This is a genomic window from Alishewanella longhuensis (assembly GCF_014653435.1).
In the GTDB taxonomy this organism is placed as follows: domain Bacteria; phylum Pseudomonadota; class Gammaproteobacteria; order Enterobacterales; family Alteromonadaceae; genus Alishewanella; species Alishewanella longhuensis.
The window spans coordinates 30,920-50,919 of the sequence record NZ_BNAO01000005.1 but is presented as its reverse complement, the minus strand read 5'-3'; the positions used below and the strand labels follow the sequence as shown (position 1 = coordinate 50,919).

Genomic DNA, 20,000 nt, shown 5'->3' with positions numbered 1-20,000 from the left:
TTAGTGGGTGTTAGAAACCAACTTAGCATGGTACAGCATTAGCTCAGCGTCAAACATGCGACTAAAGTCGAATGGTTATCTGTTGTTTATTTGCGTTAGCGCAATGCTTAACGTTTTTGTATCCAATTTCCATCCAGCAGAATATAGTGTCCCCGCGATGTGCGTTCTACTGCTTTTTGTCCAGCCATGGCTTCCACATCGGCGACGGCGATATTATTTTCTTTGGCCAGGCGGGTATATTCTGCACGGCGGGCATCATTAATCAGTTTGGCAATACTTTCCGCTTCAGGGCTGCTTTGGACCACGCCTAAATAGCCATTAAGCTGTTCACCCACTAAGCCCTGGGTTTTTGCATTAGGCAGGGCACTCATGGCTTGTTGCAAGTTCATGGCAAATACCGGCATGCTGATCGCAAATACGGCGCTTAAAAACAGTGTTTTCAGTACCTTACTACCAGATAAGCTGTGAATCGATTTCATCATGTTTTCCTCAGAATAGCGCTTAGAATAAGCCACTGGAGTCACTAAATAATTCATCTAATTGTTTATCAACTCTAATATAAATTTCGTGCTGGATTTTTACATTCAGATTGATATTAATAGGCTCATTGGCCAGGGCAACTTCTACCTTGGGGGTACAGGCGCTAAGCGCAACTATTACACCGAGCGCCAGCAGCGCATTTCGCTTCATGGGTTTTCTCCTGCAGCTGCTTTAGCTGCTTGTTGTCGTTGGATATGCTGTTGGACACGTTTAGTTAGCGTATCGTTCAGTTTATTCGCCAGCTGCAGGCTGGCGATCATAGCGGGTAAATCCTCTTCTAAATTAATATTTAAATTTATCGCGCGACCTTGTTGCACGGCGGGGTTGGCACCTTGCAACTGCAAGGACAATAGTAGTTTACCGCTGTGGCTGTAACTGACCTCTGAGCTTAGTACGCTAAAATGAAAATCGGAGAGCGCATCAAAAACCAACTTCATGCCTGGATTACTACTTCCCGTTGCACTGGCGGCTGTGCGGTATTGTAATCGCCCGCCAGGTTGCTCAGCCGCTAACATACCCTGCTGCACACTAAATTGCTTATCTTTAATAGTAATCGGGATCCGGCCGCTTAGCTTGCCATTGGCATTGAGATCGGTGGTGGGGTGTTGCCGCATCAGTTCTGCCAGATCCAGCTGCTTAATAACTAAAACCAGTTGTTGTTCAGCAGCACTAAGATCCAACAACTGCGGTTCAACTGCTAGTTCGCCCTGCATAAAACTCATGGTCAGATTACTCAGTTGCAATTTACCGGTTAGCGGCTCAGCCAGTGAGGCCGTATACTGGGCGGTCATAGCAACTGGACCCAGTTGCATACCATGGTTAAGTTGGGTCAGCTGTAGCGCTGGAATATCCACGCTAAGCTGCTGATCTTGCAACTTAACACTAATTTGACTCGTTAGACCGCTGAACAAGGTGCGATCATAAAGGCCATTTAGCTCACGCAGTTGTAGTAAGGCGCTGGCGGTAACATGATCCGCATCATAGCTTAGCTGGCCAGCAGCTATTAAGCGGCCGCGGCTAAGGGTCAGCAGTTCCGGCCAGACGGCCAGGGTGCTATGTAGCGGGTTACCCGCCAGTAAAAAAATATCGGCAACTTGCCAGTTTACGTTAAGTGGATTTGATGCCTGCCACTGCAGTTGATGGGGGATCGACAGCCCGCTGTCGTTTGTCAGTTCACCTTTGAGGGCTAGTTGTGACAAATTACCCGTTAAGTCAGCCTGCCATTGCCAATCTTGGGTATTTAACTGAGGCTGTTGCAACTGGGCGATGGTTAGTATGGTTTTACCATGCATGGCGATATCGGCACTGCCATGCTGTGTAAACTCGGTGTTTTCTAGCTGCAACTGCAGTTTAGCCTGGGCGCTGGGATGCTTAAAAGTACCGCTGAGCTGACTATTATCGGCCAGTGTAAACTGCCAACCGGTTGCTTGCCAAAAACCGCTGACGTTGCTTTGTAACTGCAAATCTGCAATTTCTAGCTGGATGGCGCTTGCCTTAACCGTTTTGGCTGCTATGGCAACATTACTCTGTTGTAGTTCTAGAGTAAGTGTCGGTGCAAAACCCAGTAGTAAATTAGCTTCTACCAAGCTTTGTAGCGGCGCTTTTGAGCTAAGCCTAACGCTAATTGGTAAGCCTTGAGTCAGATCCCATAACACCTGCTCTGTTGTTGTGTCGGTTACCGCGTCTGGCATTAACTGACTGCCACTTTGCAGTGTTATCTGCAGTGGCGCCAGTGGCGTGTCAAAGCTTGCGAGTAGCGTATCTGCTAAGCTGCCATTAGCGATAGTGTTGGCATAGTGTGTTAGCTCCAGCTCTGCCTCGAGCTGCCATTGTGTTAACTGAGAATCGCTCAGTTTTAGCTGGCTTGTTATCTCACCTTTTAACCAACCCACCCCTGGAACAATAAAAGGGTCCGGTGCTCTGGCTATTAGCTGAAAACTTGCGTCAGCCAGTGGTAAAGCATGGGTGCTTGTGTCAAGTGTTGCTGGTAGTCGCCAGTCGCCGGCGGCATAAAGTTGCACGGGTTGTTTAAATTGCGTTAACCATTCTGCTGGCAAAGTAAGCTGGAAATCTGCCAGCATTGCCAGCAAGGCGGCTGACGGTGGCGCTATAGCTAGTGCCAGTTCAGTCCTGGCCTGACGGTCACTATTGAGGTATTGTTTTAGGCTAAGAGCCAGTTGCTGGTCAAGCTGAATACTACCTTGCAGCGTTTTATCGCTGGCATGATGCTCGTAGTAGAAATCGGCGTGTAGCGTCAATTGGTGTTTAGGGTCAATCAGTTGCAGCTTGGCCTGCCATTGCCCAGCGTCATCGCCACTGATTAGCGCTGTTGCTTGTAATTGACAGTGTTGCTGGCCACAGGGCAGGGTAAGGTTAACGTGCTCAAGCTTGAGTAATTGTGGCAGCCAAGGCGGCAATTGCCATTCGGCAGGTAGCTCAAAGGCAGAGTCGCTGGACTCATGCTGTACAGCTTGAAAACGTTCTACATGAATATCCGCAGAGTCTAGCAGTATGTTTTGTAGTTTTATCCGGAAAAATGCGGGCCAGGACCAGTCCAATCGCAATGTCTTGAGGCTAACGTTTAGTTGATAGTCTGGCTGCTCAAGAGTAAACACCAGTTCGGTTAGCACGAGTTGATGTAACGACAGTTTATCAAGGTGTGCCGACCAGTCGCTAATACCCGCTTGTTTTAACTGCGCATGCAAATAAAGCCAGCCAACAAAGAGAATGACCGGTAAGCCTAGCAGTAAAATAAGTATCGATTTAAACAGCCGGCGCATCACTGCTCCTTTTCAAGGCTCCTTGATAGTAGTCTGGCCTAGACTAACTGAATATACTCTGAATTTATAGCGCGTCAAAAAGTAAAGCAGCCGAAGCTGCTTTACTGTGCCTTAAATCTTGTCTGGCTGTTGTAGATTATTGACGCGTTGCCGCTGAAGCATCACGAATAGCACGGAACTCATTGCCCTGATACCAGTTTGGCCACTGACGACTATTCGCTAGTTCATTACCGACCCGATAGTATAAAAACAGATCTTGCTGGGCACCGCGCAGATCCCAGTTATCATCCCATTCATCTTCTACCTTGTGGTAGCAGCAGGTATTGTATTCTGCGCGCTTAGCTGCGCCCCATTCTGCACCATGTTGATAGTGATCGTTACCGCCTTTAGCATAGAGGATCGGAACCCCTTTTTTCGATAAACTAAAGTGGTCTGAGCGATAGGCAATACCCGCTTCTGGATTAGGCTCTTTCACCGCATAACGCCCCTGCTTTTCAGTGTGCTTCACCAAAATCTCTTCCAGATCGGTATTACCTAAACCAACCACCACCATATCTTTCATTGGGCCATAGACGTTCATCACGTCCATATTAATAGCCGCCACGGTTTTCTCCAGCGGGAAGACCGGGTTTTCCGCATACCAGGCAGAGCCCAGTAGGCCACGTTCTTCCGCGGTCACTAACACAAAGACGATAGAGCGTTCTGGCTGTGGTTGCTGGGCGAAGTATTCTGCTAAGGCAATAACGGCACCGGTGCCACTGGCATTGTCTTGGGCGCCATTAAAGACTTTATTGGTTGGATTAGAGAAATCCATGCCCAGGTGATCCCAATGCGCCATGTAAAGTACATATTCATCCGGGTACTTGCTGCCTTCAATATAGCCCACTACGTTGCTGGAGTTGAGCTCACGTAAGTTATTATTCACGCTAACTGAGGCTTTTACATTTAATGGCACCGGCTTAAAATCGCCCGACAGTGCTTGCGCACGCAGTGTTTCAATATCACTGTCGATATTAGCAAATAGTTTGGCGGCAGTGTCGGCGGTAACCCAGCCTTCAACTTTAGCGCGGTCCATATTTTTGTTTTCTTTAATCAAATCAAATTTAATCGGTGAACCATGTGCTACCACACCCCAACCATAGCTGGCAGGCGCCGTTTCATGAATAATCAGTGCCATAGCCGCGCCTTGGCGGGCCGCTTCTTCAAATTTATAAGTCCAGCGGCCATAATAGGTCATGGCATTGCCGTTAAATAGCTCTGGGTTTTGCGTGGCGTAGCCGGGATCGTTAACAAACATCACTACGGTTTTGCCTTTGACATCCAAGCCTTCGTAGTCATTCCAGTTATATTCTGGTGCCACTATGCCATAACCGACAAACACCATTTCACTCTCTAAAACTTCTACGGCTTCGACCACCTGCGTGGTCCAGGCAATCATATCATCGCGATAGGCCAATGACGTTGGCAACTGCTCGCCGCCACCGGTTAAGGTCATAGCGCTGACTTGCTTGGGATCAATTTGTACCAGTGAAACCGGTTGTTTATAGCTGTCGCCGTCAATACCTTTGAGCCCAATGCGGCGAAAGTTGTCTTCAATATAGGCAACAGTAAGCTCTTCACCCTTAGTTGCCGGGGCTCTGCCCTGAAACTTATCATCGGAAAGGGTTTTGATGTATTCTGCTAGTTTTGGATTAAACTCGGTATCAACCAGCTCTGTTGCAGCATTCGCTGAAACAGGGCTTACTTGTTGTGGTGATTCAGCCGGTTTACCGCAGGCAGTTAAGGCAACCGCAGAGGCGAGGGTAAGCCACAGTGCGGGTTGCTTTAGGGTGTTTTTCATCTTGGGTTCCTTGGTGTTTTTGTTTTAAGTATTGTAAGGATGGAAAGCAGTGCCGCCAAGCACTGCCGTCGCTAAAACAGGGGAATTAGTCGGCATAGCCCCAAGGTACTGGCGGTAGTGCTACCGGCTTGGTGAGATCAAACTCAACTCTGAACTCCCGGCCTTCACGTACTAAGCGGTAAGTAAATTTTTCTGGATAAACATACATTTGCCAAGTGTTGCCATTAGATTGCGGAATACCGCGGGCGGCGAACAGTTCTTTAGAGTATTGATCAGCAGGAAATGACTGTGAATTTGGCCAGCCGGCATCAACGGTATGACCACCATACATGGTTTGCTCATCATGTGAACCATCTTTATTGCGGTGATCATGTTTTAGTGATAACCCTGCGCCGGTTTTCGTAATAATCCAGGTACGGGAATGATTGTCACCAACATGAAAAGGAATTTGTAATTCAGTGTCAGTACAGCGGCGCACATGCATAATAAGTGCACCTTCAAAACCAGGAGCTGGTGGATTATCAACAGCAATTTCACCGGCAAAAGCTTTGCCACATAAGGCTTTTAGCTTGTCAAAAAAGGCATCATGGGTAGGAATAGAGACCAGTGGAGCAGGTCGGACAATTTGCGCATTAGCGGCAAAAACGCTGAGCAGACCAGCAGCAATTAAGGTTTTTTTCATTATTTTCTCCTATTGTTTCAGCCAAACTATACCGTTAAAGCGTAGTGGGTTCAAATGAGATGGGACTGAGGTAGTTATGCAAAATGAAATTGATGGCAAGTTTTTACTGAGTTTATACAGCAAAATTGAAAAAAACGGTAAAGCGGTGACGACAGCAAATGGCGCAGGTTTTGAGTTAGAGGGTATTACTGTTAGTCAGGGATTTGACGGCTACGACGCCTATTTCTCAGATGGTACTGTGCAGTTAACCCTGGGATTTCACAATAAATGGCATGCGGATGCGAGTGAGGAAAAGCAAATGGAGGCTTTTTTAGAGCGGCTTAGATATATTCAAAAAAGTTATCGTTAAAACCTTGCTTGACGACTGCAGAATAAAAGCGCATTCTTACGTCTAGATGGCTAAAAGGCCGTTTGCAATTTACTGCAGAACGCGATAAAGTACACACCGTCAATCGTATTCGATAGACCAGAAGAGGCGCGCTAGCCAGGTATTCTATGTCAGAGCACTATTACTCGTAGCATAGAAGAGGGGGTTTAGCGCCGAGGGTAAACAACAAATAGTGGTTGTGCACCCGGTTGCTAAGGCTGAATCCTTAGGACTGTCACCTTTAATCCGGTGGAGAGCTTCTGGCCTTTGTTACTTACAGCAACGGTCTGTTTCTATTCTCGTTTTGCGTGTTAGCAAATGCCATGCTCTGCTTATCTAATCTGTTAAGGAGAGAGACCCCGTGTCCAAACTTATTATTGCCAAATTTGGTGGCACCAGCGTGGCTGATTTTGATGCTATGTCACGTTGTGCCGATATTGTACTTGCCGACGAAAATATTCGGGTGGTAGTGGTTAGCGCCAGCTCTGGCGTAACTAACTTACTGGTCGATATTACCAAAACCACCGAAGTGCAGGAGCGTTACGCTGCCTATGCGGGTATTGAAGCTATTACACTGAATGTGTTAAACCGCCTTGCGTCGCCACAAGCCGTCGCGGATCCGGTCGCCTTGCTACTGGGTGAACTAAAAGCCCTAATTGAAAACGGCGGCGCGGTTTACAGCAGTGCGCATAAAGATCTTATTCAATCCTTTGGCGAGCGTTTAAGCTCGGTGCTATTCAGCCAGGTGCTGGCTGAACGCGAAGCCTCTGCGTTGTGCTTTGATATTCGCCGGGTGATGCGTACTGATGCGCGTTTCGGAAAGGCCGAACCGCAAATCCAGCAGATTGCCGAGCTTAGTGAAGTGCATCTGGCCCCCTTATTAGCCGATTATCGTATTGTGACTCAGGGTTTTATTGGTGCGGATGATAGCGAGCAAACCACCACCTTAGGTCGTGGCGGCTCGGACTACAGCGCCGCCTTATTAGCTGAAGCATTAAACGCCGCTACGGTACAAATTTGGACCGATGTGGTGGGTATTTTTACTACCGACCCGCGTTTAACCAGTGATGCCCGTTGTATCCGAGAAATCAGCTTTGATGAAGCAGCAGAAATGGCCACCTTTGGTGCCAAAGTATTGCATCCGGCCACCTTATTGCCCGCGATGCGCCAGAATATTGCGGTGTTTGTTGGTTCCAGCCGTGAGCCTGCCGCAGGTGGCACCTGGATTGCCAAAGAAGTAAAAGATCGGCCACCGTATCGTGCTATTGCGCTGCGCAAGTCACAAACCTTAATTACGGTAAAAAGCCCCGCTATGTTGCATGCAGCAGGCTTTTTAACCCGGGTGTTTGATACCTTAAGCCGGCATCAGATTTCAGTTGATTTAGTGACAACCTCGGAGATCAGTGTGGCCTTAACCCTGGATCAAGGCGGCATGACCAGTGCCTTTAGCACGAATGTTGAACCGGCGTTGGATGAGCTTAAAAGCTTTTGTGAAGTGAGTGTGGAGCAGGGGCTTAGTCTGGTCGCTGTTATCGGTAATCATTTACATAGCAGTAAAGGTATTGCCGGTGAGCTGTTTCATGCGTTAGAGCGCATCAATATGCGATTAATTTGTCATGGTGCATCAAAACATAACTTGTGTTTCCTGGTGCAGGATAACGATGGCCCAGCGGTAGTAAAGCAGTTACATCAAAGCTTATTTGCAGCCTAAAATCGCTGGTAACAGCACAACCCCGTATAAAAAAACCGGTCAGCTGACCGGTTTTTTTATATCTGCAGACTATCGCAGTGCTTAGCTGGTGTGCTTGGCTAAGTTTTGGTCAGTCGCAGCGGGCTGCTCCAGCAAATCTTCCTGTTTACCGATAACCCTGGCCACCATTAAATCGCCGGTAACGTTAGTGGCGGTGCGCATCATATCAACTATCCGGTCTACAGCGGCAATAAAGGCAATCCCTTCCAGCGGTAAGCCCACCACACTTAGCGTGACAGTCAGCATCACCATCGCTGTGCCAGGTACACCAGCGGTACCCACAGAGGCAAGGGTAGCGGTGCCAGCAATCAGCAGATAGTCGAGCGTATCCAGCGGTACACCATAGATATGCGCAATAAAAATAGCGGCGATCGCTGGGAAGATCCCGCCACAGCCATCCATATTAATGGTTGCACCAAGCGGTAACACAAAGCTGGCGTAATTTTTAGAGACCTTTAAATCTTCGGTGGCAACTTTAAACGATACGGGCAGGGTGCCGTAGCTACTGGCGCTGCTATAAGCGACTAGTTGCGCCGGCAGTACGGCTTTAAAGAATTGCTTATAGCCCATGCCGCCAAACACTTTGACTAAGCCACCGTAAACCACCAGAATATGAATTAGGCAAGCCAGATAAATGGCGCCAATAAATTTGGCCAGCGGCAATAAGGTTGCCAGGCCGAAACTGCCGACCACCCAAGCCATTAAACCAAAGACCCCGATTGGTGTTAGCTGCAATACCATGCGGGTAATTTGATACATAATCTCAGCGCCCGATTGCATTAGCTTTTTCATGGGTTCGGCTTTTTCGCCCACTTTATTGATAGCGATACCAAAAAGGGCGGCAAACACAATAATTTGTAACACATTGGCTTGTGCCAAGGCCGCCACTGGGTTGGTGGGGATTAAGCCTGTTAATACTTCTGATACCGGGGGAATATTGCGCTCTCGTACCTCGCTGGCAGTCAGCTGCAAACTGTCGCCCCAATCCATCAGGCTGCCCACCGTTAAGCCAATTAAGCTGGCAATAAAGGCGGTAAGTAAAAACAAACCTATAGTTTTAAATGCCAGCCGCTGCATTTTATTGGTATCGGCGAGCGACGTGATGCTGGTGATTAAGGCGAAGAAAATAAGCGGCACCACTAACATGCGGATAGCGTTTATAAACAAGGTACCGAGCGGTTTAAAAACCGTTGCTTGTTCGCCTAAGATGACGCCAACAGTGACACCCAGCAATAAGGCACCCAGCACCCGTTGCCAAAAAGGAATTGCAAACCAGAGCTTTAACATTAATTAGCCTTTGTCTGAAAAAATCAGAGCACAGTATAAAACGAAAAGCGGCCATCACAAGGCCGCTTTGTTCTAACTTAGAACATTTTTAGCTATTCTGTATCGCTTTACTATTCGTACGGAAGGGGATCAGTAGCCTGATTTAGCGTGAAGGCCTCTAACCGCTCCTGACAAGAGCCGCATTTACCACAAGCTTTTTCGCGGCCGTTGTAGCAGGTCCAGGTTTTACTGTAATCAAGGCCCATAGCTAAGCCATCTCGCAGAATTTCAATTTTTGTTTGCGCTAAATACGGGCTAACAATATCCACCGGGTCATAATTAGCAATTTGGCAAACGTCATTCATCTTTTGCACGAATTCTGGCCGGCAATCCGGATAGATAAAGTGATCGCCCGAGTGTGCACCATAATAGACTGCCCGTGCGCCCAGCGAATCGGCATAACCGACAGCTAATGACAGCAAAATCATATTGCGGTTTGGTACCACGGTAGACTTCATATTATCTGCCGCGTAGTGCCCCTCGGGCACCTCGATATCACTGGTTAAGGAAGAGCCACCAATTAACTGATTAATTGCCGAAATATCAACAATTTTGTGATTGATACCCAGTTCCCGGCAGACTTGTTCGGCGCAAATGAGTTCTTTCACATGACGCTGACCATAATTAAACGATAACGCATACACCTCGTGGCCAGCCCGGATGGCTTTATGCAAAACGGTGTAGGAGTCCATACCACCAGAATAAATAACCACAACTTTTTGCGTCATAAGCCACTCTCTCTTGTATAATGCCCGAAAAATTGGGCCGCGCATTATAGTGCAAAAGCGGCTCGGGCGCACTAACAGCATACAGCGATGTAGTTAAAAGAGGAATGACAAAGCGGGTGTATAAGGTTAATGAAGTTTTTCAAACCATTCAGGGGGAGGGTAGCTATACCGGTACGCCCTCTATTTTCGTGCGTCTGCAAGGCTGCCCGGTGGGCTGCTCCTGGTGTGATACTAAACATACCTGGCTGATTGACCCCGCTCTGCAAGTTGGGCTGCCTGAGGTGATGGCCAAGCGAGCTGAGAGTGATTATTGGGCAGAGGTCACACCCGAAGCACTACTTAGCGTGTTTAGCGAACGAGCTTATCAAGCGAAGCATGTGGTAATCACTGGGGGTGAGCCATGTATGTACGATTTGGTGCCGCTTTGTAATATGTTGCAGCAGCATGGTTATACGAGTCAAATTGAAACCAGTGGTACCTTTGAAGTTAGAGTGCCTGAGCACAGCTGGGTTACGGTTTCACCAAAAATTAATATGGCCGGGGGCTATCAGGTATTGACCAGCGCTATGCAGCGTGCCAACGAGATAAAACATCCGGTAGCTATGCAAAAACATGTCGATGAGCTACTGCAGTTACTGCAACAAACGGCAACCACAGATAAGTTGATTTATTTGCAGCCGATAAGCCAGCAAAAACGTGCTACCGAGCTGGCTATTGCTAGCTGCATCAATCATAACTGGCGGTTAAGTGTACAGGTGCATAAATATTTGGGGATAGAGTAGTGCGTTAAGCGTTGTGCTCCAACCATTGTTGCAACTGCTCCAGGCAAGCGTCTGGTTCAGTGGTGGCCATCCTGATTTTTAAGCTGGGTTGCATTGGCAATATTTCCAGCCAGCGACCCGCGAGCCAGGCGGCATCAGTTAGCTCTGGTTCTGGATAGAGTTCAGCTAACTGCGGGTATTCGCGTAGCAGGCGAGCAAAAGAGATGGCCAGAGGCTTTAACTCATCAGATAAATGATGTTCTGACCAATCTGCTACTGGGCTGACCTCTGCTACATGCAATTTATCGGGCTCTTGCCACCGGTTAGTGATTTCATAACGTGCGATGCCGCGCAGAGTAATGCCCAGCAGCCCATCAGGTAGCGCTTCAAAATCTTCAATTTGTACTTTGCACACTAAGGGTAAAATACGATCAGGATGTTCCTGGCTGACGAAGGGGTTAAGTGTCGCCATGGCAAAGGCGCGTTTTTTGTTCATGGCCTCTTTGACCAAGCGAATATAGCGAGGTTCGAATACTCTTAGCTTGAGCTTGCCCCTCGGTAATAAAAAGCTGCCTAGTGGAAAAAGGGCCAGTTGTTCGTTCATAGTTGCCGCGTATTATATAATGAAAACCTACTACCTAATACGCAGGATATAACAATCCAGATTAAAGCGATTTCAAAAACACCCCTGATATCATCAAAGTGGCTATTGCTACATGGGCATAGTTTTAATTTTTACGTACGGGATCATCTTTAAGCTTCGGAATTTTTAATCCTAACTCTTTGCCACGGTTTCTGGCGTAATAAGTACAGCCATAAAACATCAGGCAGGCTAACAACAGTTCTACTACCGACAACCAAAAATACAGTCCTACACTTACCCATAAATTGGTTAAACTGTGCAGAAAATAAATCATTACAATAAAATTAGCCCAAGCCATGGTATAGGCTTTGCCTTTGATGATACCCCACATGGGTAGCCATAATGGTACCCAGAGTAATAATAAGGTACTAACAGTACTGGGTTTAAGATCTTGTTCCTCGCCATAGCCCACGGGAGCCAACCAGAGGTGCCAAACGGGGATAAGTAGCCATAAACCCCAGAAACCAATGCGGCCTAAGCGTAAAAATCGTTGTGTTTCAGCAGACATAGGCGCTGTAGCTGTTGCGGTCATTAGGTTGAGAATCCTTTAGTTTTTAATGCCATACTTAATTGCGCTAAGCGTTTACCAAAAGCCAGCGCTAGTCGTTGTTCTTCTACCGACAATTGGGTATCAGCGCTCATGCCACTAACATGGCTGGGGCCATAGGGTGTGCCGCCGCTTTGTGTTTTGTGAAGCTCAGGCTCGCTATAGGGTATACCCATTAACAGCATGCCATGGTGCAATAAGGGCAACATCATGCTTAGCAAATTTGCTTCATTGCCACCGTGTAAACTACCCGATGAGGTAAAAACCCCAGCCGCTTTATTGATTAATTCTCCCTTAAGCCAGCAACTGGTAGTGTTATCCCAAAATGCTTTGGCTTCGGCTGCCATATTGCCAAAGCGAACGGGGCTGCCAAAAGCCAGCCCGTCACAGTCTCTTAGCTCGGCCAGCTCCGCTATGGGATGCCGCGGCTGGGTGTGCTGATTAAAGCCCGCGATACAGCGGATTTTAGCTTCAGCACCGGCTTGTTGTACACCACTGGCAATTTTCTCCGCTAGGGCAGCCACAGAGCCATGGCGTGAATAATACAGGATCAGGATATTACAGGTCATTATAATATTGCTGCTATATTGGCAAGTGGCCGGCCTATGGCGGCTTTATCGCCTGTTACGACGATAGGCCGCTCTAATAAACGGGGATGTTTGACCATAGCGCTTATAAGTTGTTGCTCGGTTAAGCTAGAGTCGGCTAAGCCAAGCTGTTGGTATTCATCCTCCTTATTTCGCATAATCTCTCGTGCGGTCAGACCCAGTTTAACCAACAAAGCACTAAGGGTGCCTTCATCCAGCGGTGTTTTTAAATACTCTACTATCTGAAAAGGCTGACCATGTTGCTCCAATAATGTTAATGCATCACGGCTTTTCGAGCAGCGGGGGTTATGGTAAAGCGTTATCATCTGGTGTCCTTGTTGTGTTACATGCGTTGTAAGCGATCAAATTCGGCTTGTAATTGGCGCTTTTTCGCTTCAATGCGGCGATTCTCTAAACGGGCATCTGGCTTCAGATGGTTTAACGCCTCATTTAAATCGTCAATCGCTTTAGGATAATTGGCTAATTGATAAAACAAGTCTGATCTTGCTTCATAATATTTGGCAAAATCCTCCTGCAATTTATAGGCTTCAGATAATAAATCATACGCCAAAATATTATCGTCTTTGTAGAACAGTAAGTTGCGCAGCAAATGTATTGCTAATCCATAACTCCCCGACTTAATCGCAACGTTGGCATAGTTTAAGGTAACAACCTGGTTGTTTGGGCGCAGCAAGTAGGCTTGTTGTAACATATCCAGGGCTTGTTGGTATTTTTGCTGACCAATTAGAATATCGGTATATACGTCTAAATAATATAAATTGTGCGGATCTTGCTGTAGCAGATCGTCAATATGCGCTAACGCAGCGTCGTATTGCTTATCGTCTAGCAAGGCAACCGCTAAACCGTAGCGGTTGGCACGGGTATTGCCGCCAGGCTCGCCCAGTTTCCGGTTAAAAATGGTGATAGCATCTTTAGTATTGTGTTGGTAACGTGCTAATACCCTTGCTTTACTTAGTGTAAAATCTTGGCTGTCTGGCACAAAACGTTGCGGATATTGCTGTGCGCGGAGTCGGGTGTCACTGACCCTGGCCTGTGATAAAGGGTGGGTTTGTAAAAATGCCAGTTGTTGATTAACAAAGCGGCTTTGCTCACTTAGTTTTGTAAAGAAAAGAGGAACGGCATTTGGGTCAAAACCGGCTTCTGCCAGTATGTTCATGCCGATACGATCGGCTTCTTGTTCATTACTACGAGTAAAGTTAATGGCGCTTTGTTGCGCCGCGCCTTGAGAAGCCATCATGGCTGCCATGCCGGCCTCTGGATTGACAGTAGCCAGCACGATAGCGCCCAGCAAACTAGCAATCGTTAAGGGTGCGCGTTGGTTTTGCGCTTCGACAAAGCGGGCGATATGCCGTTGTGTAACGTGGGCGATTTCGTGCGCAATCACTGAAGCGAACTCACTCTCACTGTCGGCGACGGCGAGGGTCCCCGTATGCGAGGCAATATTTCCGCCGAGCGTAGCAAAAGCGTTGATATGCCGATTATTCACCCAGTAAAACTTAAAGGGGAATTTCACATCATTTGCTCTGGCCACTAAACGATTACCCAGGGCATTAATGTATTCATCGAGCAATGGATCGTAAACCATAGGTAAGCTACCTCTGGTTTGCCGCATCATCACATCACCTAGTTGCTTCTCTTTTTCTGGTGTTAAGGTGGAAAAGGCATTGCCGCCAATATCAGGCAGCTTGTTTACCGCCTGGGCAGGTGTGGTCTGCAAACAGAAGATAAGCAGGCTTGAAGCGAGAGTTGATTTTACTGCAAGACGTATCATAAACGGCTGACCTGTTTCATGCTGCGATTAAGAGCGGTAATTCTGTGTATTTGTCTATTTTTGCCAGGGTAAGTTCATTACTTATTGCTGATCTGCGTGTAAACGCTGAAATTTAATACAGAGACGTTACCTTAGCGCTAATCTACCATAATCAGTCGCTTGTCATACAGAGGCTCGTTACTTTTCTGTTGATCTTGGTATACTGCGCACAAGTTTGTCCGCCAATGAGATTGAACATGTTTGACTGGTTAAGAAAGTGGTATACCAATAAATTTTCAGACCCCCAGGTTGTCGCACTCTTTTTAATGTTGCTTATGGGCTTTTTGAGTCTTTATTGGTTAAGCGGGATGTTAGCACCAGTGTTGGTATCTATCGCTTTTGCCTATCTCCTCGAATGGCCGGTATCGCGTTTGTGCCAGATGGGGGCCAGTCGCTCCGTCAGCACTACCGTTGTGGTGCTTGGGTTTATGGGAGTCCTGATTCTGGCGCTGATGTGGGTAGTGCCGTTGGCGTGGTATCAAGGTAGAAATTTGCTCCGTGATTTACCACAGATGATCGAATTAGGGCGTACCTACTTGTTAGAGCTGCCGGAGTTACTGCCTGGTATGGTAAGCGAAGAGCAAATTTTATTGATGATGCATACGGTAGATGAACGTGTGATGGCTTTTGGTCGGCAAATGTTGTCGATGTCGTTAGCCTCTATTGTTGATTTAGTTGCGCTATTAATCTATCTGGTACTGGTGCCGGTAATGGTGTTTTTTATGTTGAAAGACAAAACGCAATTAACGACTGGACTAATACAATTTTTACCAAATGAACGCCAACTTATTACTCAGGTATGGCACGAAATGAATGTGCAGATTATGAACTATATCCGCGGCAAGATGTTAGAGATTCTAATTGTTGGAGTGTGCAGTTATGCCGTATTCTCGTTATTTGGTCTTAACTATGCCTTGCTACTTGGCATGTTAGTTGGATTCTCGGTATTAATTCCTTATATAGGTGCCGCCGTTGTAACCTTGCCAGTTGCTTTAGTTGGTTTGTTTCAGTGGGGGTTTAGCGCTGAGTTTGGTTACTTGATGCTGGCTTATGGTGTGATACAGGCTTTAGATGGCAACGTGCTTGTGCCACTGCTGTTCTCAGAGGTTGTTGATTTAAATCCAGTTTACATCATCATCGCCGTGTTGTTCTTTGGTGGTTTATTCGGCTTCTGGGGTATTTTCTTCGCTATACCGTTGGCGTCATTGGTTAAAGCAACCGCTAATGCCTGGTCGACGAGATTAGGTCCCGTAGAGAAGGTTGAAACCAGCTAGCGTCTTTTTCAGCATCGAGATGTTATGTTGCAGCCGGCACGTCAGTTAGAGCGCCGGCCGCTATTTATCGTCACCAAAGGTAGTTCATGCTAAGTCCAGCACTTAATTGTCGGCCTGGTGCAGGCTCAATGGCTCTGCCGTTGGTTTGGTTAACGACCACTGCGCCAACGTTGTCACGATCAGTTAAATTATCAAGTTTCAGCCAGTAGTTAAGTTGCCAGCGGCTGAGTTGCTGTTGCGCGTGCAGGGTAGCATCAAAGGTAAGTGCCGCAGGCGCAAACTCAGTGTTGTTATCGGTAGTAGCAATATTACCGCGATACAGGGTGCGCCACTCCAGATAGACCGGTAACCTTAAGTTTGGTTGAAAGCGTAGTTGCCAGTAAGCATCTGTTTTTGCGACACCTGGCAGGCGCTTGTCTTTAAGTTCCGGCGATTGAAAGCGAGCATCAATCAGAGTTAAGCTCAGCTCATGCTTAAGCTGTGCTGTGAGCTGTTGCTTTAGATTGAACTCGATACCATCACGAGCAGTATTGCCAGCATTACGATAGCTGGTGCGGCCATTATTGCTACTGGCGACTAACAGCTCGTCATTGCTGCGAATACTAAACAGGCTTAAACTCGCACTGCTGGCCCATCCCTGATATTTAAAACCGCTTTCCCACTGCTGGTTTTGACTCGCCTGCAGCGCCAGATTTAAGCCAGTGCCTTCTGGTTTATAGGCTAGCTCAGCTAAGGTTGGTGCTTCAAAGCCTTTACCTGTGCTAACAAACCAAGACCATTGTTCGGCAAATCGATATGTAAGCCCAATAGCTGCTGCATGTTGATAATAATTTTTACTGCCACTGTCATCTGGATTGCCTGGCTGGATAAAATTATCGAGGATCTGATAGCGCAATTCGCTGTAACGTAAGCCTCCATCAATACTGAGTGCTGCAGAGTGCTGGTAACTAAAACGCCAATAAAGATCCCGGTTTTCTGCCAGATTGACTTCGTCCCGGCGCAGTGCGCCGCGCTGGCCAAACTGATTAACATATCCGCGGCGTAAATCGTCGCTTTTTACCCAAGCGCCACCGAGCAAATGACTTAGTGCTGGAGTCAGCTGCCATTTTTTTTGCGCATTGATACCATGATAAGCGCGCGCTAAGGCAATGTCGCCACCGGCAGAGCTAATGGCTTCACCGGTAAAAGCCAACCGTTGACTAACCTCTCGCTTACCTTGCCACAAGGCTACTTGCCAAGGGGCTGGACCGCTGTGCTGCAATGTCGCACTTAGCTGGCGTTGCTCAGTAGTTTTGGTGGTATCAAATAATTTAGCTTGGCTTGCCGTTTGCGTAGGATCTTCACGCCACTGCGCTACTGACAAACTAAGTGGATCTTGTAATCGCGGATCATTTGCCCAATCGACTTTAAATTTCAGCGTCAAGTCGTCGGTTAATAGTTGTTGCCAACCGGCTTGTAGTTGTTGTTTGCGGGCAGCGGCATGCGGGCGAAACCCTTCTGTTTCAAAGTGTTTAGCGGCAACTTGCCAGCTATGGTCTGCTGTTTGTCTATTTAACCTAAGCTGATATTGCTGTTGTACTTCACTTATTGCCAAGCTGCTACTTACTTCTGTAGGGATTTGCTCACGGGTAGTAAGACTAATCACACCACCAGCACCATTGCCATATAGCACAGCTAAAGGGCCGCTTAAAACTTCAATCTGGCCAATACTGTCGAGCAGCACACTGGATAACTGTCCTTGGCCATCAGGTGCTGAGATCGGGATACCATCTTGTTGCAGGTACAGACCTCTGATCCCAAAAGCGCTGCGGCTACCAAAACCACGTAAGCTAAGCCGGGTATCCTGAGCAAAGTTAGCCCGGCTATCCACTTGCAAGCCGGGGATTCCTTGTAATAACTGGCCACTATCAATAAGTAACCCTGCTTGTGGTAAGGTTTTGACGCTGACACTGGCCGGTGTATTTAGCCAGTTCTGCTGTTGCTGGCCGGCAGAGACAACAATAACTTCTATTGCTTTGTCGTCGCTTTCTTCGTTAGCCGTTACTGCAGCAGAAAGTAACGCTGTTACCGCGGTAAGAGGATAAAACCAATAGTTCATCGTTACTTAGCCGTTCGTAAGCGTAATATCTGGCCATCAGCTTGGTCGGTAAGCAAGTACACCGCACCGTCCGGACCTTGACGTACATCGCGGATACGCTGCCCAATCATAATACGTTCCTCATGGCTCACTTTGTCGCCATCAAGTTCTAACCTCACTAGCTGACCAAAACGTAAAGAGCCCACTAACAGGCTATTTTTCCAGCCCGGGATAGCGTCATCCAAATAAAATGCCATACCGCTTGGTGCAATAGACGGCACCCAATAATGCAGTGGCTGTTCCATACCTTCTTTCGCGGTTTGACCAATTTTACCACCACCATACTCTTCGCCGTAGGTGATTACCGGCCAGCCGTAGTTTAGTGTTGCGCGGGTTATATTAATTTCGTCACCACCTTGGGGACCATGCTCGTGAGTCCAAAGTTCGCCGGTGGTTGGGTGTAGTGCAGCGCCTTGGATATTGCGATGACCGTATGACCAAATATCATCAAGTACAGCGGCATTTCGTACATAAGGATTATCTTCCGGCACGCTGCCATCCAGATTAAGTCTAATCACCTTGCCGTGGTGGTTATCTAACGTTTGTGCATCATCACGACGCTGCCCGCGATCACCTAGTGTAATAAACAAGTATTGGTTGTCTTGAATAACCAATCGACCGCCAAAGTGATGACGACTGCTGAATTTAGGGTTGGCGCTAAAAATAACCTTTACATTGGTGAGGCGGTCTGCAGCCAATGTTGCCAGAGCGACTGTCGTGCTGCTGCCGTTGGCACTAGGTTCATTGTAGCTAATATAAACTTGGTTGTTTTCAGCATAATTAGGATGTAACAGCACATCGAATAAACCACCTTGGCCTGCCACCGCAATATCCGGTAAACCTGCCAGCGGCTCACTTAAACTGCCGTCGGTGTTGACATAACGCAGTTTGCCAGCGCGCTCAGTGACCAGCATTCTGCCATCAGGCAAAAAAGCTAAGCCCCAAGGGTGTTCTAGCCCCTGTGTTACTTTCTCCAGTGTTAAATTGGTTTTCTCGGTATTCAATGTTTGAGCTGATAGTGAGGCAGTAAACAGCAAGCTGGCGCTTAGTAAAGACAATGAGAAGACGTTTTTCATTATTAACTCCTGTGATGACAGATGTAGTGGGCTGAAAAAAAAGCCGAAGAAATTTGATGCTAGCAGCCGTGAGATGAATACGGCAGGCATTTTCGGTTCAAACGCCTGCAACGCAAGCTGAAATTCAGTTATTTAGGTAGTCTAGTACCACTTGATGATGATCTTTGGTTTTAAACGTATCAAATACTTTGGCAATACTGCCGTCTTGGTTGATTAAAAAGCTTAAACGATGAATTCCATCGTATTCTTTACCCATAAACTTTTTCAGTCCCCAAACGCCGAAAGCTTCGGCAACTTTGTGGTCTTCATCGGCCAGTAGGGTAAAGTTTAGCGCATCTCGTTGCGCGAATTTTGCCAAACGCTGCGGACTGTCTGTGCTAATTCCTATAATACTGACGTTTTTGGCCTTTAATTCTGTTTGGGTATCACGCAGAGCACAGGCTTGCACGGTGCAGCCTGGCGTCATTGCTTTGGGATAGAAGTAAACGAGCACCCGGTGCGAAGCTAAGCAGTCACTTAATGTCACATTTTGTTGATGTTGGTCGGGCAGTGTAAAGTTTGGTGCTTGCTGACCTGCAATTAATGTCTTCATCTGTTTTCCTTATATTTGCGCCATAAACCGGCCATGTAAGCCGAGTTGTTGCATTAGCGCGCTAAGCTCTGTCTCAATTTGTTGTGCATTGACACCTTCAGGTAATTCCAGTGTCATCTGAGTACGCATTTTTATGTTGTCCGCCATCGGGGTCGTTTCCGATTGCAAAGAACCAATGTAGATGTTGTGGCTGGCCAATAATCCGGTAATAGCACCCAGGGTTCCCACCTTATCCGGGCCAGCATAATCCAGCACATAATGCGCAACCACTTGGGTCCTTGGACGGCCTGTAGTACGTTTACTCATGGTGGTCAGATCAAGCTCTAACCCCAGAGCAGGTAATAAATACTCGATACGGCTAATGGCGGGCAAGTCACCAGCCAGTAACATGATAAAGGTGAACTCGCTGCCAAAAATGGCCATACGGCTATCAATAATATTGCAGTTACATTCAGTCACTAGCCTGGCGAGTTTACTAACGATACCGGTTCGGTCTGGCCCAATGGCGGTTACGACAAGTTGTTGGGGCATAGCGGTCC

General features: G+C 47.3%; 20 protein-coding genes and 1 riboswitch. Of the genes, 4 read left to right on the top strand and 16 right to left on the bottom strand.

The window, feature by feature from the left end; translation table 11 throughout:
• Positions 1 to 107: 107 nt before the first annotated feature.
• The 5 genes from IE163_RS11185 to IE163_RS11165 form a co-directional block, all read right to left on the bottom strand.
• Positions 108 to 479, bottom strand: a complete 372-nt coding sequence (locus IE163_RS11185; protein ID WP_189433249.1) for a YdbL family probable chaperone protein — start codon at positions 477 to 479, stop codon at positions 108 to 110.
• A gap of 22 nt (positions 480 to 501) precedes the next feature.
• Positions 502 to 690, bottom strand: coding sequence for a YnbE family lipoprotein (locus IE163_RS11180; RefSeq protein ID WP_189433061.1), 189 nt, complete (start codon positions 688 to 690; stop codon positions 502 to 504).
• On the bottom strand, positions 687 to 3,320 hold the full coding sequence (locus IE163_RS11175) for an intermembrane phospholipid transport YdbH family protein (protein ID WP_189433060.1): 2,634 nt from the start codon (positions 3,318 to 3,320) through the stop codon (positions 687 to 689). Before IE163_RS11175 ends, IE163_RS11180 begins: the two co-directional genes overlap by 4 nt.
• A gap of 136 nt (positions 3,321 to 3,456) precedes the next feature.
• The gene (locus tag IE163_RS11170; protein WP_189433059.1) at positions 3,457 to 5,160 is read right to left on the bottom strand and encodes a M28 family metallopeptidase; all 1,704 of its coding nucleotides are present in this window, start codon (positions 5,158 to 5,160) and stop codon (positions 3,457 to 3,459) included.
• An 85-nt stretch (positions 5,161 to 5,245) separates the two neighbouring features.
• On the bottom strand, positions 5,246 to 5,842 hold the full coding sequence (locus tag IE163_RS11165; RefSeq protein ID WP_189433058.1) for a hypothetical protein: 597 nt from the start codon (positions 5,840 to 5,842) through the stop codon (positions 5,246 to 5,248).
• Between the two features lie 76 nt (positions 5,843 to 5,918).
• On the opposite strand from IE163_RS11165, the gene IE163_RS11160 reads away from it, so the two are divergent.
• The gene (locus IE163_RS11160; protein WP_189433057.1) at positions 5,919 to 6,191 is read left to right on the top strand and encodes a DUF3081 family protein; all 273 of its coding nucleotides are present in this window, start codon (positions 5,919 to 5,921) and stop codon (positions 6,189 to 6,191) included.
• A 113-nt stretch (positions 6,192 to 6,304) separates the two neighbouring features.
• A riboswitch (Lysine riboswitch) is annotated at positions 6,305 to 6,477 on the top strand.
• Positions 6,478 to 6,570: 93 nt separating this feature from the next.
• On the top strand, positions 6,571 to 7,920 hold the full coding sequence (gene lysC / locus IE163_RS11155; RefSeq protein ID WP_189433056.1) for a lysine-sensitive aspartokinase 3: 1,350 nt from the start codon (positions 6,571 to 6,573) through the stop codon (positions 7,918 to 7,920).
• An 81-nt stretch (positions 7,921 to 8,001) separates the two neighbouring features.
• Here lysC and IE163_RS11150 read toward each other — a convergent pair whose 3' ends face one another.
• Complete coding sequence (locus IE163_RS11150; RefSeq protein ID WP_189433055.1) at positions 8,002 to 9,246, bottom strand: dicarboxylate/amino acid:cation symporter; 1,245 nt, start codon at positions 9,244 to 9,246, stop codon at positions 8,002 to 8,004.
• A gap of 110 nt (positions 9,247 to 9,356) precedes the next feature.
• Positions 9,357 to 10,013: a 7-cyano-7-deazaguanine synthase QueC gene (gene queC, locus IE163_RS11145; RefSeq protein WP_189433054.1), complete on the bottom strand. Its 657-nt coding sequence runs from the start codon at positions 10,011 to 10,013 to the stop codon at positions 9,357 to 9,359.
• Positions 10,014 to 10,129: 116 nt separating this feature from the next.
• Between queC and queE the strand changes: the two genes are divergently transcribed.
• Positions 10,130 to 10,795 carry a 7-carboxy-7-deazaguanine synthase QueE gene (gene queE, locus IE163_RS11140; protein WP_189433248.1) on the top strand — a complete coding sequence of 222 codons (666 nt, stop codon included), beginning with the start codon at positions 10,130 to 10,132 and terminating at the stop codon, positions 10,793 to 10,795.
• Positions 10,796 to 10,799: 4 nt separating this feature from the next.
• On the opposite strand, the gene IE163_RS11135 is transcribed toward queE, so the two are convergent.
• The 5 genes from IE163_RS11135 to bepA all read right to left on the bottom strand — a co-directional run bounded on the left by IE163_RS11135 (position 10,800) and on the right by bepA (position 14,343).
• On the bottom strand, positions 10,800 to 11,378 hold the full coding sequence (locus tag IE163_RS11135; RefSeq protein ID WP_189433053.1) for an LON peptidase substrate-binding domain-containing protein: 579 nt from the start codon (positions 11,376 to 11,378) through the stop codon (positions 10,800 to 10,802).
• Between the two features lie 124 nt (positions 11,379 to 11,502).
• Positions 11,503 to 11,949, bottom strand: a complete 447-nt coding sequence (locus tag IE163_RS11130; RefSeq protein WP_189433052.1) for a DUF2069 domain-containing protein — start codon at positions 11,947 to 11,949, stop codon at positions 11,503 to 11,505.
• The gene (wrbA, locus tag IE163_RS11125) at positions 11,949 to 12,533 is read right to left on the bottom strand and encodes an NAD(P)H:quinone oxidoreductase (protein ID WP_189433051.1); all 585 of its coding nucleotides are present in this window, start codon (positions 12,531 to 12,533) and stop codon (positions 11,949 to 11,951) included. Before wrbA ends, IE163_RS11130 begins: the two co-directional genes overlap by 1 nt.
• A complete protein-coding gene (gene arsC / locus IE163_RS11120; RefSeq protein WP_189433050.1) occupies positions 12,533 to 12,877 on the bottom strand; it encodes an arsenate reductase (glutaredoxin) in 345 nt (114 codons plus the stop codon). The genes wrbA and arsC overlap by 1 nt, the downstream gene beginning before the upstream one ends.
• A gap of 17 nt (positions 12,878 to 12,894) precedes the next feature.
• Positions 12,895 to 14,343: a beta-barrel assembly-enhancing protease gene (bepA, locus tag IE163_RS11115; RefSeq protein ID WP_189433049.1), complete on the bottom strand. Its 1,449-nt coding sequence runs from the start codon at positions 14,341 to 14,343 to the stop codon at positions 12,895 to 12,897.
• A 236-nt stretch (positions 14,344 to 14,579) separates the two neighbouring features.
• On the opposite strand from bepA, the gene IE163_RS11110 reads away from it, so the two are divergent.
• Positions 14,580 to 15,656, top strand: coding sequence for an AI-2E family transporter (locus IE163_RS11110; protein WP_189433048.1), 1,077 nt, complete (start codon positions 14,580 to 14,582; stop codon positions 15,654 to 15,656).
• A 70-nt stretch (positions 15,657 to 15,726) separates the two neighbouring features.
• Here the strand turns inward: IE163_RS11110 and IE163_RS11105 are convergent, their stop codons facing one another.
• The 4 genes from IE163_RS11105 to IE163_RS11090 form a co-directional block, all read right to left on the bottom strand.
• Positions 15,727 to 17,754: a TonB-dependent receptor family protein gene (locus tag IE163_RS11105; RefSeq protein ID WP_189433047.1), complete on the bottom strand. Its 2,028-nt coding sequence runs from the start codon at positions 17,752 to 17,754 to the stop codon at positions 15,727 to 15,729.
• Positions 17,755 to 17,756: 2 nt separating this feature from the next.
• Entirely contained in the window at positions 17,757 to 18,869 is a 1,113-nt protein-coding gene (locus tag IE163_RS11100; protein WP_189433046.1) for a PQQ-dependent sugar dehydrogenase, read from the bottom strand.
• A 124-nt stretch (positions 18,870 to 18,993) separates the two neighbouring features.
• Positions 18,994 to 19,461 carry a thioredoxin-dependent thiol peroxidase gene (bcp, locus tag IE163_RS11095; RefSeq protein ID WP_189433045.1) on the bottom strand — a complete coding sequence of 156 codons (468 nt, stop codon included), beginning with the start codon at positions 19,459 to 19,461 and terminating at the stop codon, positions 18,994 to 18,996.
• A 9-nt stretch (positions 19,462 to 19,470) separates the two neighbouring features.
• Positions 19,471 to 20,000: glycine cleavage system transcriptional repressor (locus tag IE163_RS11090; protein WP_308430900.1), on the bottom strand; the 530-nt coding region annotated here is incomplete at its 5' end.